This is a genomic window from Mesorhizobium jarvisii, assembly GCF_003601985.1.
In the GTDB taxonomy this organism is placed as follows: Bacteria; Pseudomonadota; Alphaproteobacteria; order Rhizobiales; family Rhizobiaceae; genus Mesorhizobium; species Mesorhizobium jarvisii.
Genome location: NZ_QZXA01000006.1, coordinates 107,484 through 120,375, shown reverse-complemented (window position 1 = coordinate 120,375; position 12,892 = coordinate 107,484). Strand labels below are relative to the sequence as shown.

Annotated in this window: 11 protein-coding genes; all 11 read right to left on the bottom strand. The window is 64.1% G+C overall.

The annotated features are described in order from the left end of the window. Positions 1 to 5: 5 nt before the first annotated feature. A complete protein-coding gene (locus tag D3242_RS16545) occupies positions 6 to 767 on the bottom strand; it encodes a 3-ketoacyl-ACP reductase (RefSeq protein ID WP_064980817.1) in 762 nt (253 codons plus the stop codon). Next, positions 764 to 2,266 carry a GMC oxidoreductase gene (locus tag D3242_RS16540; RefSeq protein ID WP_064980815.1) on the bottom strand — a complete coding sequence of 501 codons (1,503 nt, stop codon included), beginning with the start codon at positions 2,264 to 2,266 and terminating at the stop codon, positions 764 to 766. Before D3242_RS16540 ends, D3242_RS16545 begins: the two co-directional genes overlap by 4 nt. Before the next feature lie 5 nt (positions 2,267 to 2,271). Beyond that, positions 2,272 to 3,387, bottom strand: coding sequence for an ABC transporter ATP-binding protein (locus D3242_RS16535; RefSeq protein ID WP_019861075.1), 1,116 nt, complete (start codon positions 3,385 to 3,387; stop codon positions 2,272 to 2,274). 20 nt (positions 3,388 to 3,407) lie between these two features. Then, the gene (locus D3242_RS16530) at positions 3,408 to 4,352 is read right to left on the bottom strand and encodes a carbohydrate ABC transporter permease (RefSeq protein ID WP_064980812.1); all 945 of its coding nucleotides are present in this window, start codon (positions 4,350 to 4,352) and stop codon (positions 3,408 to 3,410) included. Then, positions 4,349 to 5,299 carry a carbohydrate ABC transporter permease gene (locus D3242_RS16525; RefSeq protein WP_027047381.1) on the bottom strand — a complete coding sequence of 317 codons (951 nt, stop codon included), beginning with the start codon at positions 5,297 to 5,299 and terminating at the stop codon, positions 4,349 to 4,351. The genes D3242_RS16530 and D3242_RS16525 overlap by 4 nt, the downstream gene beginning before the upstream one ends. Before the next feature lie 153 nt (positions 5,300 to 5,452). Next, the gene (locus D3242_RS16520) at positions 5,453 to 6,706 is read right to left on the bottom strand and encodes an ABC transporter substrate-binding protein (protein ID WP_064980810.1); all 1,254 of its coding nucleotides are present in this window, start codon (positions 6,704 to 6,706) and stop codon (positions 5,453 to 5,455) included. Between the two features lie 58 nt (positions 6,707 to 6,764). Further along, entirely contained in the window at positions 6,765 to 8,276 is a 1,512-nt protein-coding gene (locus D3242_RS16515; protein WP_064980808.1) for an aldehyde dehydrogenase family protein, read from the bottom strand. A gap of 14 nt (positions 8,277 to 8,290) precedes the next feature. Continuing rightward, entirely contained in the window at positions 8,291 to 9,067 is a 777-nt protein-coding gene (locus D3242_RS16510; RefSeq protein WP_064981672.1) for an enoyl-CoA hydratase/isomerase family protein, read from the bottom strand. Further along, positions 9,060 to 10,661 carry an acyl CoA:acetate/3-ketoacid CoA transferase gene (locus tag D3242_RS16505; RefSeq protein WP_019861070.1) on the bottom strand — a complete coding sequence of 534 codons (1,602 nt, stop codon included), beginning with the start codon at positions 10,659 to 10,661 and terminating at the stop codon, positions 9,060 to 9,062. The genes D3242_RS16510 and D3242_RS16505 overlap by 8 nt, the downstream gene beginning before the upstream one ends. After that, the gene (locus tag D3242_RS16500) at positions 10,658 to 11,674 is read right to left on the bottom strand and encodes a Gfo/Idh/MocA family protein (protein ID WP_081295876.1); all 1,017 of its coding nucleotides are present in this window, start codon (positions 11,672 to 11,674) and stop codon (positions 10,658 to 10,660) included. Before D3242_RS16500 ends, D3242_RS16505 begins: the two co-directional genes overlap by 4 nt. Beyond that, the gene (locus tag D3242_RS16495) at positions 11,671 to 12,729 is read right to left on the bottom strand and encodes a LacI family DNA-binding transcriptional regulator (RefSeq protein WP_019861068.1); all 1,059 of its coding nucleotides are present in this window, start codon (positions 12,727 to 12,729) and stop codon (positions 11,671 to 11,673) included. Before D3242_RS16495 ends, D3242_RS16500 begins: the two co-directional genes overlap by 4 nt. Positions 12,730 to 12,892 lie beyond the last annotated feature (163 nt).

Sequence of the window (12,892 nt, the reverse complement as noted above, 5' to 3'; positions counted from 1 at the left end):
TCCACCTATAGCCGCGGCACGGAGAGCGCGCCGTCGACATTGATGATCGAGCCGGTCGAAAAGCCGAGCCTTCCGGCGGCAAGCGTCGCCACCACCGCGCCGATGTCTGAAGCTTCGCCCCAGCGTTTGGCCGGCACCAGCCCGCTGTCGATCAAGGCATCGTATTTGGCGGTCACGCCTGCCGTCATGTCGGTGCGAATGATGCCAGGACGCAATTCGAATACGCCGATGTTCTCGGGCGCGAGCCTGAGCGCCAGGTTCTTCACCCACATGGAAAGCCCGGCCTTCGAGATGCAGTACTCGGAGCGCTCCGGCGAGGCCATCTCGGCGCTGACCGAGGTGACGGTGATGATCGATCTTGTGTGGCCGCCGGGTGTGGCCAGCATTGCCTTGGCGACGGCCTGGCTGAGGAAGACCGTGCCGCGCAGGTTGATGCCCAGCGTGCGGTCGAAATTTTCGGGCTTCAGCTCCAGCAGATCGCCGCGCACCACGGCGCCGACGCCGGCATTGTTGACGAGGCAGTCGATGCGGCCGAAGACGTGGATGGCCGTGTCGATCAGCGGGGCGTGAGCGGACAAGTCTGCGATGTCGCAAGTGATATAGGCTAATTTCGCGCCGCGTGCTGTGATACCAGTGGCAAGGTCATCCGGCGCTTGTTCGGCAAGGTCGGCAACGAGGATGTCAAAGCCGGCATCGGCTAAAGCCTCGGCGCAGGCCAGCCCAATGCCGCGCGCGCCGCCGGTGACGATGGCCGCGGGGCGGGTCATGCGGCAAGCTCCACCGTGCGGATATGGTCAGCCACCCGCAACGCCTGAGCGGCGATCGACAGCGCGGGATTCACCGCAGCCGAGTTCGGCAAAAAACTGCCGTCGACGACGAACAGGTTCCGGTGGTCGAACGACCGGCAGAACGGGTCGAGCGGCGATGTCGCCGGATCGTCACCCATCTTCACCGTGCCGCATTGGTGCGATGGCGTGCGCTTGTCGAAGGGACGTGACAGCACGATGGGGTAGCCGCAGGCGCGGAAGTTTTCGCGCATCACCTTGGTCAGGCCGTCGAGCGACTGCATGTTGGAGCGCCGCCACTGCATGACGATGTCCTTGCCGTCGACCATGATACGGCTTTCGGGATCGGGCAGGTCCTCGCACATCAGGTACCAGTCGACGGCGTGGCCGGCCATGTAATCGAGCGCGAATTTGGGCATCGTCTTCACATTGGCCTTGAGCATGTTGCCGTCGATCTTGCCGAGCAGTTGGACATTGCCGAGCGGTTTGCCGCCCTTGCCGTCCGACAGATAATAGTCGTTCAGCATCAGTGTCTTCTGGTAGACGGCATCGTTCCTGCGGCGCGGATCGATGGCCAGCATGGCGCTGGAATTGTGGTTCATGAAATTGCGGCCGACCTGGTCGGAGCGGTTGGCGAGGCCCTTGCCATCGGGTGAGGGCGAGCGCAGGAGGATGACGGCGGAATTGACCGCGCCTGCGGACAGGATGACCAGCTTCGGCGACACTTTCTTCGCCTCGCCGTTCTGGCGGTAGTGGATCGCGACGATGCTTTTGCCATCGGGTGCCGCCTCGAGATACTCGACGTAGCAGCCGGTCTCGAGCCGGATGTTGCTATCCCTAAGCGCCGCCGCCAGCGGCGCCGTCTGGGCGTCCATCTTGCCTTGGCCGGTGTTGGGAAACGCATCCCAGCCGGTTTTACCTTCCTTCAGCCAGGTGTCGATGTCGACGCCAAGCGGCAGCGAGGCTGGGTGCAGCCCGACACCTTTGAGTTCGGCGCGGGCGCGGGCAATCGACGCTTCGTCGGGTACAGGTTTGAAGGGGTAGGGAATCGAGTGGAACGGTTCGGTCGGGTCCTCGCCTAGCGCGCCGCGCACGCGAAACAGCTGCTCCGCCTTGGAATACCAGGGCTCGAACTCATCATAGGAAAACGGCCAGGCGGGCGAGACGCCGCCGAAATGCTCCATGGCCGAAAAATCTTGCCTGCGGTAGCGGATCAGCACCGCGCCGTAGAATTTCGAATTGCCGCCGACATAGTAGTAGTTGCCGGGATTGAAGGCGGCACCGCCGGCTTCGCGCCACATCTCCTTCGGCCGGTAGTGGCCGTCGACGAAGATCGAGCGGGTGTCGCGGGCATGCGGGGTTGCCGGCAAGGGCTCGCCACGCTCCAGCATCAGGATCGAGGCGCCGCCGCCGGCCAGGCCGGAGGCGATCGTGGCGCCGCCAATGCCGGAGCCGATGATGACGATGTCCGGATTTGCCATGGCCGTCAGCGGATGCGGTTCTCGGTCGCCGGATCGAAGAACACCGCCTTGGTCAGGTTGAAGGCGAGCGGCGTGCTGGTGCCAGGCTGGATGTTGGCGTCGGCACGCAGCCGCGCCACCACGCCCTTGCCGCCGAGATTGGTGACGGCGAAGGTGTCGGAACCTGCCGGCTCGACGACCTCGATATGCAGGTCGGCGGTGGCGATGTTCGAGGCGTTGCGTTCGGCGCCCTCCGGATCGGTCAGCGCTTCCGGCCGCACGCCGAAAATGATCGGCTTGCCCTGGAATGCCGAGAGACCCGCCGGCGCATTGGCCATCGGCAGCGTGATCGGCTCGCGCGCCTCGCGCTGCAGCACGACAGACAGCGCATTGCCCGATGTGGCGATGGTCGCCGGGATCAGGTTCATGGCCGGCGAGCCCATGAAGTCGGCGACGAACAGGTTGGTGGGGTTGTTGTAGATCTCGGCCGGGGTGCCGAACTGCTGCACCTCGCCGTCGCGCATGACGGCGATCTTGGTCGCCAGCGTCATCGCCTCGATCTGGTCGTGGGTGACGTAAACGATGGTGGTGCCGGTCGTGGCGTGCAGGCGCTTGATCTCGATGCGCATGTCGACGCGCAGCTTGGCGTCGAGGTTGGACAAAGGCTCGTCGAACAGGAAGAGTTTGGGGTCGCGCACCAGCGCCCGGCCCATGGCGACGCGCTGGCGCTGGCCGCCCGAAAGCTGGCTAGGCTTGCGCTGCAGGAGATGGCCGATCTGCAGGACCTTGGCCACCTTGTCGATCGCTTTCTGGCGCTCGTCGGCCGGCACACCGCGCATTTCCATGCCGAAGGAGATGTTCCCGGCCACCGTCATGTTGGGGTACAGCGCGTAGCTCTGGAACACCATGGCGATGTCGCGCTTCGAAGGGTGCAGATCGTTGATGGCGCGGCCGTCGACGCGAATCTCGCCCTCGGTGATCTGCTCCAGTCCGGCGATGGTGTTGAGCAGGGTGGACTTGCCGCAGCCGGACGGACCGACCAGCACCAGGAAGCCGCCCTTTTCGAGTTCGACATCGATGCCCTTCAGGATCTCAACATTCCCGAAGCGCTTCTTCAGCCCATCAATTTCCAGAAAAGCCATGGTCGTTCCTTCTGAATTGGTCAGCCTTTGACCGCGCCCGCCATCAGCCCGCGCACGAAATAGCGGCCGGCGACGACATAGACGATCAGGGTGGGCAGAGCCGCGATCATCGCGGCCGCCATATTGACGTTGTATTCGACGACGCCGGTCGAGGTGTTGACGACATTGTTCAGCGCCACCGTCATCGGCATCGCGTCGCCGGTGCCGGCATAGGCCGAAGCGAACAGGAAGTCGTTCCAGATGTTGGTGAACTGGTAGATCACCGTGACGACGAAGATCGGCATAGAGTTCGGCAGCATGATGCGGCGGAAGATCTGGAAGAAGGAGGCGCCGTCGACCTGTGCCGCCTTGATCAATTCGGTGGGGAAGGCCTCGTAATAGTTGCGGAAGAACAGCGTGGTGAAGCCGATGCCGTAGACGACGTGGACGAAGACGAGATTGACCGTCGAATTGCCGAGGCCGAAGCTGGTTCCGACCGAGTTCTGCAAGGTCACCCCGAAGCGGCCGACGCTGCCAAGGATCGTCGCCATCGGCAGCAGTACCGACTGGAACGGAATGAAGCAGGCGAACAGCATCAGCCCGAACACCAGCGTCGCGCCGCGAAAGCGCCATTTGGTCAGCACGTAGCCGTTGAGGGCGCCGAGCATGGTCGAGATCAGCACGGCCGGAACCACCATCTTGATGGAGTTCCAGAAATAGCCCTTGATGCCGGCGCAGGTGAGGCCGACGCAGGTCTCGCCCCAGGCCTTCAGCCACGGGTCGAAGGTCGGCGCCTTGGGCAGCGCCAGCATGTTGCCGTTCTGGATCTCGTCCATGGTCTTGAACGAGGTGACCAGCATGACGAACAGCGGCATCAGGTAGAACAGCGCGAAGAGCGCCAGAAGCCCGTAGATGACGATACGGTTGACGAGCTTGGTGTTGATGCCGCCGGAGGCCTGGCGGGCAGGGGTGGCGACAGCGCTCATCGCGGCTTCTCCCTGAGTTCCGAATAGAGATAGGGCACGATGATGGCGACGATGGTCATCAGCATGATCACCGCACTGGCCGATCCGACAGCCATCTCGTTGCGCTTGAAGGTGTATTCGTACATGAAATTCGAAGGCAGCCAGGCCGAGCCGCCGGGGCCGCCGGAGGTCAGCGCCACGACAAGGTCGTATGACTTGATGGCGAGGTGGGCGAGCACGATGAAGGCCGACAGGAAGATTGGCCGCAGCAGCGGGATGACGATGCGGCGGTAGAGCTGGAAGGTTGTGGCGCCGTCGATCTGCGCTGCCTTCATGATCTCGCCGTCAATGCCGCGCAGGCCGGCCAGGAACATCGCCATGATGAAGCCGGAGGCCTGCCAGACGCCGGCGATGACCACGGTGTAGATGACGAAATCCTTGTTCTTGATCCAGTCGAAATGAAAGCTCGTCCAGCCCCATTGATGCAGCGTCTGCTCGAGGCCGAGACCGGGATCGAGGAACCATTTCCAGGCGACGCCGGTGACGATGAAGGACAGCGCCATCGGATAGAGGTAGATCGGCCGCAGCACGCCTTCGCCGCGGATCTTCTGGTCGAGCAAGATGGCCAGGAACAGGCCGAGCGCCAGGCAGATCAGGATGTAGAGAAAGCCGAAAATACCCATATTGGTTATCGACGTGTACCAGCTCGATGGCGGGTCGGTGTCGAAGGTCCAGCCCCACAGCCGCTGATAGGCGCGCGAACCTGTGATGACGTAGGACGGGAAGGTCTTGGAATTGGTGAAGGACAGATAGATCGTCCACAGGATGAAGCCGTAGACGAAGACGATGGTGATGGCGAAGCTCGGCGCCAGAACGATCTTCGGCAAGGCGTCCTGCAGGCGCGAGCGCACAGAGGTGCGTGACCGCTCCGGCGTCAGCTTGATCTGGCTTGTTGCTACTGTGCTCATGAGCTCCTCCCGTTTCGGGTCGTCCGTGCTGCGCCGTCAGGCGGCAAGGCGGCCCCGTGTATACGGGTCTTGGGTCGGCATGGTGTCGAGCCGGCCAATCCTGAGATAAAACCTTCCCCGCCGAGGCGGGGAAGGTGATTTCGAGCGTTGCGCTTACTTGGCGTCGTCGATCGCCTTGACCAGTTCGGTCACGGCCTCGTCCGAGGTCTTGATCTGACCATGGACGAACTTCGAGACCACGTCCTTGTAGGCATTGGCGACAGCCGGCGGGGCGCCATAGCCCTGGGCCAGCGAGCCGAACAGCGTGCCGCCTTCATTGGCCTTCTTCAGGTCGGCGATGCCCTTCTTGCCGCAAGCGTCGAAGTCGGTGTCCGGAACGTCGGTACGGGCCGGAACCGAACCCTTGACGACGTTGAAGGCCGACTGGAAGCTCTTCGACAGGGTGGCGGTGGCCAATGCGACCTGGGCGGCCTTACGGTCGTCCGGAACGTTGAACATGCCGAACATGTCGGAGTTGTAGATCACGGAGCCGTCGGTGCCCGGGAAGCGATAGCACAGGAAGTCGGTGCCCGGGGTCTTCTTAGCGGCGTGGAATTCACCCTTGGCCCAGTCGCCCATGACCTGCACCAGGGCATCGCCCTTGATGACCATGGCGGTGGCAAGGTTCCAGTCGCGGCCCGAGAAGTTCGGGTCGACATAGGTGACGAGTTTGGCGAGGTTGTCGAACGACTTCTTCATCGTGTCGGACTTGAGCGAGGCGTCGTCGAGGTCGTTGAAGGCCTTTTTGTAGAACTCGGGTCCGCCGGTCGACAGGACGACCGAGTCGAACATGGTGGCTTCCTGCCAGTTCTGGCCGCCGAGAGCGAGCGGGATCACACCCGCGGCCTTGGCCTTGTCGAGCAGGGCGACGAAGTCGTCGAAGGTCTTCGGCTCGGTGCCGCCGATCTTTTCCATGACGGCCTTGTTGATCCACAGCCAGTTGACCGAGTGGACGTTGACCGGAGCCGCGACCCACTTGCCGTCATAGACCGAGAATTTCTGCAGGGCCGCCGGAACCGACTTGTCCCAGCCTTCCTTCTTCGCCGTCTCGGTCAGGTCGCCCATCACGCCGGCCGCGGCATAATCGAGCACGGTGTAGCCGAGCATCTGCGAGGCGGTCGGATAGTTGCCGGCCGCGACCATCGCCTTCAGCGCGGTCATGGCAGCATCACCGCCGCCGCCGGCGACCGGAACGTCCTTCCAGGCATAGCCTTCCTTGGCCAGGTCGCCCTTCAGCACGTTGAGGGCAGCCGCTTCGCCGCCCGACGTCCACCAATGCAGCATCTGCACTTCCTTGACGTCCGCGGCGTGCGCCGAGAAGGCAAAGCTCGTCGCAAGAGCCGTTCCGATAAGCAGTTTGCGCAACATGTACTTCCTCCCTTGTTGCATTACACGACCGGTGGAAGCCCACCGGGTTCTTCCCAACTCAGCCGACCCACCATCCGGTGCGCTGGCCGCGATGAAACTGGATTGTCTTTTCCTCGGTATAGTCCTCGACGGCGCGTTTGCCGAGTTCGCGTCCGAGACCGGACTGCTTGTAGCCCCCGAAAGGCAGCTCGGGATAACCTTCCATGAATGTGTTCACCCAAACCGTCCCCGAACGCACCCCACGCGCCACCGACATGCAAGTGTCGATGCTGGCGCTCCACACGCCTGCAGACAGACCATAGGGCGTGTTGTTGGCGATGTGCAACGCCTTTTCAATCGATTCAAAAGTGAGCACGGAGAGCACCGGGCCGAACACTTCCTCACGCGCAATCGCCATGTCCTCGGTGACGTAGCGTAAGATGGTCGGGTCGAGATATTGGCCGGCATTAGAGGCCAACTGCTTGCCGCCGCTGAAGACATTGCTGCCTTTGCCTGCCGCTGCCGCAACGTAATCCGTCACCTTGGCCAGATGGTCGGACGAGATCATTGCGCCGACCTTGGTTTGCTCGTCGAGCGGGTCGCCGACTTTCACCTTGGCTGTGAGCGCCTTGACGGCATTGAGAAAATCGTCGGCGATCGCCTCGTGCACGATCAGCCGGCTGCCGGCATTGCAGCATTCGCCGGCATTGAAGAAGCCGCCGAACACGGCCGCGTCGGCGGCGGCCTCGAGGTCGGCATCGGGAAAGACGATCTGGCCGTTCTTGCCGCCAAGCTCCATCGAGACCTTCTTCAGCGACTGCGCGGCGGACGCCATGGTCATCTTGCCGACGCGGGTCGAGCCGGTGAACGACACCATCTCGACCAGGGGGTGGCTGACCATCGGGGCGCCGACATCGGCGCCCAGACCGGCGAGGATGTTGACGACGCCGGCGGGCAGGCCGGCTTCGAGCAGGATGTCGCCCAGCACGAAGGTCGAGGCCGAGGTCATTTCGCTCGGCTTGACCACCGCCGTGCAGCCGGCGGCGAGCGCGAAAGGCAGTTTCTGGCTGACGATGAGGAACGGGAAATTCCACGGCGTGATGATCGACACGACGCCGATCGGCTCGCGCACGACCACGCCCAGCATCGCATCGCCGAGATTGGCGTAGCTCTCGCCATGCAGCGTGCGTGCAAGCGAGGCGGCATAGCGCCAGATGTCGACGGCGCCGCCGATCTCACCGCGCGCCTGGGCGATCGGCTTGCCGGATTCGAGCGCGTCGAGCCGGGCGATGTCTTCCAGCCGTGTCTCGATCAGGTCGGCCGCCTTGAAAAGGATCGCGGCGCGCTCGCCGGCCTTCATGCGTGGCCATGGGCCGGTCTCGAACGCCTTGTGCGCGGCCTGCACGGCCGTTTCGACCTCGGCCTCGCCGGCCTGCGCATAGCGCGAAACGGTGAAGCCGTGGCCGGGGCTCTTGCGTTCCAGCGTGCGGCCGTCGCGAGCATCGACGTGCTTGCCGTCGATCAGCAGCCGATAATTTTTCGGCGCGGTTGAGGCCTCGGCGGGCATGGCGATGTTGAGGGGTGCGTTCATCAGGACTGTTTTCTCTAGCTTCTTGAAAATGCTGGCTTCTGCTTGGCCTTGAAGGCGTCGACGCCGGCCTTGAGGTCGCCGGTGAGCGCGATAAAGCCGCTGGCCAGCGCTTCGGTGGCGGCCGCACTTTCCTCGCCCTCGGCCACCGCGATCATCAGCTTGGCCGCTTCCGTCGCCAGCGGGCCACGTTCGGCGATCTTTTCCCCCCAGCTCTTGGCTTCGTCGAATGCCTTGCCGGTTTCGGTCACCCGATCCACCACGCCAAGGGCCAGCGCTTCGGGAGCGAGGAGTATCTCACCACCCAAGGCCATGCGCCGCACCGTCTGCGCGCCGAAGCGGCGCACGGCGCGCTGCGTTCCGGACCAGCCGGGGACGACGCCGATCAAGGTTTCGGGGAAGCCCAATTTCACATGCGCCTCGGCGACCCGGAAATCGCAGGCGACCGCCAGTTCCAGCCCGCCGCCCAGCGCATGACCGGACAGCACGGCGATCGTCGGTTGCCGCAGCCGCGCCAGCCGGTCGAACACGCGGTGACCATAGCGCACCCATTGCACCTGGAAATCGGCGGCGCTCATCGCACCCCAGGCCTCGACATCGCCGCCGGCGCAAAAGCCCTTGCCTTCGCCGCGCAAGAGCACGACGCGCACGCCTTCGGCCATCTCTGCCTCGTCGAGCGCGGCTTCCAGCGCCCTCAGCATCGGAATGTCCAGCGCGTTGAACTTTTCCGGGCGGCGCAGCGTGACGATGCCGATGGCGCCGTCCCTTTCGAATATGACGAGGCGCTCAGCCATGCGCGTCTCCGAGCGAGGCGCCGCCATTCAGCGACAGGCCGATCGGCCGATCCTGGTAGAGTGCCGCCGGCGTTACCTTGAGGTCGTTGGCGACACCGAGCGGCATCTCGGCCTGCGCCAGGACATCGCGCTCGAGGTCGATGCCCGGCGCCAGCTCGGTGACCATCAGGCCGTCGGGCGTCAGCTTCATCACGCAGCGCTCTGTAACATAGGTGATGTCCTGGCCTTGGGCGACGGCGCGCTTGCCGGAAAACGAGATGTGCTCGACCTCGTTGACCACCTTCTTGACCTTGCCCTCCTGGTCGATGTGGATGCCGCCATCGGCCAGCGAAAGCTTGGCGCCGGCATTGAAGAAGCCGGAGAAGACGATCTTCTTCGCCCGCGCGGTGATGTCGACAAAGCCGCCGGCGCCGGCGGTGACATGCGGCCGCGCCGACAGTTTCGACACGTTGACCGAGCCGTGGCGGTCGATTTGCAGGAAGGACAGCAGCGAGGCGTCGAAACCACCGGCCTGGAAATAGATGAACTGGTGCGGTGAGGGCATGATCGCCTCGGCGTTGGAGGCGCAGCCGAACTTGAAGTCGAGCAGCGGCACGCCGCCGACCGCGCCCTGCTCGATCACCCAGGTGACCTTGCCGTGCTGGCCTTCTTCCAGAAGGATGCGCGGCACGTTGGCCGAGATGCCGAAGCCGATGTTGACGGCCATGCCGTCGCGCAATTCCATGGCGACGCGGCGCGCGATCACCTTCTGCACGTTCATCTCGGCGTTGCGGAAGGTCGACAGCGGCCGGAAGATCTCGCCCGAAATCGCCGGGTCGTAAGGCGTCAGCGTCGTCTGCAACTGGTCGGGCGCGACAACGATATGGTCGACCAGCACGCCGGGCACGCGCACATCATGCGGCTTTAGCGTGCCGTTCTCGACGACGCGCTTTACCTGTGCGATCACGACGCCGCCATTGTTGCGGGCCGCAAGCGCCTGTTCGAGGCCGCCGAGATAGGCGCCTTCATGTTCATAGGTGAGGTTGCCGCGCTCGTCCGCCGTGGTGGCGCGGATGATCGAAATGTTGGGCACGATCGAGCGGAAATAGAGCCATTCCTCGCCGTCAAACTGCTGTACCGAGACGATCGGCTCGCTGGCCGCCGCGTTCATGGCGCAGCCCTGATGGCGCGGGTCGGCGAAGGTGTCGAGACCGACCTTGGTCAGCACGCCCGGCCGTTTGGCGGCGGCCTCGCGGTGCATGTCGAACAGGATGCCGGACGGCACGTTGTAGGCGGCGACCGAATTGTCGCCGATCATTTTCCAGATCTGCGGCGGCTCGGCGGAGGAGGGGCCGGACGGGTACGAACCGCACAGCGTGCGCTTCAACAGGCCGGGCTTGGCCAGATGATCGATGCCCTTGATGCCGTACATGTCGCCCGCGGCGATCGGGTGCAGCGTGGTGATGTTCTTGGGATGACCTTCGCTATCGAAGCGCTCGCCGATGGCGGCCAGCACCGCGTCCGGACAGCCGAGTCCGCTCGACGACGACACGGATACCGTCATGCCATCCTTGATCAGGCTGGCTGCCTGCGCTGCGGAAACGACCTTGCTCACTTCATGCTCCCGAGTTTCGGGTCGATCTTGACGGCCTTGCCGGAGCTGGCCGATTGCAATGCCGCCTCGGCTGCAGTGAGCGACCAGACGCCGTCCTCGCCGGTGGCGGCAGGCTGGCCCTTGCCGAGGATCGCGGCATGCAACTGACGCACCGATCTGACGTAGAGGTCCTCGCGATCGAAGCTCAGCTGCTCCTCGCCCTTGGCCGTGCGCAGCAGCACCGAGCCGTCGGGCTTCTGGGTCATCACATCGCTGGCGATCAGCGAGCCTTCCGAACCATGCACCTCGAAGCCGGTGCCGGCGAATTTGGTGGTGAAGCCTTCATGCGACTGAGCGATGAGGCCCGACTTGAAGCGCCAGATGCACATGGCGCCGTCTTCCAGTCCGCCGCCGGCCATGCCGGCCGATTGCGTGAAGGCCGAGACCTCGACCGGATCGTCGCCGAGCACGAAGCGCAGCGTGTCGGCATCGTGCACCGTGATGTCGAGCACCACGCCGCCGCCGGCTTCCGGCTTGGTGATGCGCCAGCCCTGCAGGGTCTCCGGCAGATAGACGGAATGGAAGACGCGTGCGGCGATCGGCTTGCCGATGCGCCCCGATGCGATGGCCTCACGCATGGCGCGATGCGCGCCGGCGTTGCGCAGATGATGGTTGGTGCCGAGCACGATGCCGGCCGCCCTGGCTGCCGCCACCATTTTTCGGGCGTCGGCGCTGGTCAGCGCCAGCGGCTTCTCGCACAGCACATGCTTGCCCGCCTTGATGGCGGCTAGCGCCTGGTCGAGATGCAGCTCGTTGGTAGTCGAGATGTAGACCGCGTCGATGTCGGACTTCAGCAAGGCATCCAAGGTCGACACGGCGGATGGAATGCCGTTTTCCCTGGCATAGGCCGTGGCGCGTTCCGGATTGGAACTCATCACCGCCGCGATCTCGCCACCCTCTTGCGCGCGGATGGCGTTGATCATGAACTGCCTGGCGATCGTGCTGGCGCCGATCAACCCCCATTTGACACTCACGCGGCGCCTCCCGTTCCCGTCGGCCTGTTTCGCGTGCGGAGATCCGGACCGCAGCTTTCCCTGACCACGAGATTGACCGCGCCGATATGGTCTTCGGCCCGCGTGGTGCGCGACTGGATCAGCTTGAGCATGACGTGAGCGGCGCGCTCGCCGAGGCCGGCTGTGTCCACCGCGACGCTGGTCAGCGCCGGCATGTAGTGTTCGGCCTCGACCACGTCGTCGAAGCCGACGACGGCGAAATCCGGTCCCGGCTCAAGCCGGCGCTTGCGCAACGCCAGCATCACGCCAAAGGCGACGGCGTCGTTGAAGCAGAGAGCCGCGGTCGGCGGTTCAGCCATCGTGAGAGCGGTATCCAGGCAGGCGAGGCCGCCTCTGCGGTTGGTTTCGCCCTCGACGACCAGCACGTCGCGGGCGGAGATGCCCAGCGTCTCGCAGGCCTCGCGAAAGCCGCCCAGCCGTTCCTGATAAACCACCAGATCCGAGGTGCCGCCGAAGAAGGCGAGCCGGCGATGTCCTTTGGCGATCAGATGAGCCGCGGCAAGATAGGCACCGCGATGATTGTCGGGCGCGATCACAGGGATGCGGCTTTCGGGCAGGCGGCGCATGGCGAAGACCACCGGCACGCCCGCCAATTCCAGCCGCCGGAAAGCGCCTGGCGTGGTGCCGCGCGCCGGTGACACGATGAGCCCGGCGACGCCTTGTTCCATCAGTGACTTCAGCACCTCTTCCTGGCGCACCGGATTCTCCGCCGTATTGGCGATGAATGGCACGATGCCGGCCGACTGGAAGACGCGTTCCATGCCGACGGCCAGTTCGGCGAAGAATGGGTTGGTGAGGTCGTTGATGACCATGCCGATGACGTTGGAATGGGCCTTGCGCAGATTGGCGGCGCCGCGGTTGTAGACATAGCCTACATCCTCGATCGCCTTGCGCACCTTGACCGCGGTTTCAGGCCGGATCAGCCCGCTGCCCTGGAGCACGAGCGATACCGTCGATTTGGACACGCCCGCCTCGCGGGCAATGTCGAATATCGTGGCCTTGGCCCGGCTGGCCATCTCGATGCGTCCTCCCAGTTTTCCCAATCGAATTTATTGGAACGTTCTAATCACTGGTTCAATCTTGAGTCAATCGCGAATTTTTCTCAGCCGCAAAAACTGATTGTTCGTACTCAAATGGCCCATCAGGAAAGGCTTCGTGTGCTGCAGCGCAGCATTTGCC

What these genes read in the sequence shown, in the direction of transcription:
- D3242_RS16545 (WP_064980817.1), bottom strand. Translation starts at nt 767, where the DNA reads ATGACCCGCCCCGCGGCCATCGTCACCGGCGGCGCGCGCGGCATTGGG.
- D3242_RS16540 (WP_064980815.1), bottom strand. Translation starts at nt 2,266, where the DNA reads ATGGCAAATCCGGACATCGTCATCATCGGCTCCGGCATTGGCGGCGCC.
- D3242_RS16535 (WP_019861075.1), bottom strand. Translation starts at nt 3,387, where the DNA reads ATGGCTTTTCTGGAAATTGATGGGCTGAAGAAGCGCTTCGGGAATGTT.
- D3242_RS16530 (WP_064980812.1), bottom strand. Translation starts at nt 4,352, where the DNA reads ATGAGCGCTGTCGCCACCCCTGCCCGCCAGGCCTCCGGCGGCATCAAC.
- D3242_RS16525 (WP_027047381.1), bottom strand. Translation starts at nt 5,299, where the DNA reads ATGAGCACAGTAGCAACAAGCCAGATCAAGCTGACGCCGGAGCGGTCA.
- D3242_RS16520 (WP_064980810.1), bottom strand. Translation starts at nt 6,706, where the DNA reads ATGTTGCGCAAACTGCTTATCGGAACGGCTCTTGCGACGAGCTTTGCC.
- D3242_RS16515 (WP_064980808.1), bottom strand. Translation starts at nt 8,276, where the DNA reads ATGAACGCACCCCTCAACATCGCCATGCCCGCCGAGGCCTCAACCGCG.
- D3242_RS16510 (WP_064981672.1), bottom strand. Translation starts at nt 9,067, where the DNA reads ATGGCTGAGCGCCTCGTCATATTCGAAAGGGACGGCGCCATCGGCATC.
- D3242_RS16495 (WP_019861068.1), bottom strand. Translation starts at nt 12,729, where the DNA reads ATGGCCAGCCGGGCCAAGGCCACGATATTCGACATTGCCCGCGAGGCG.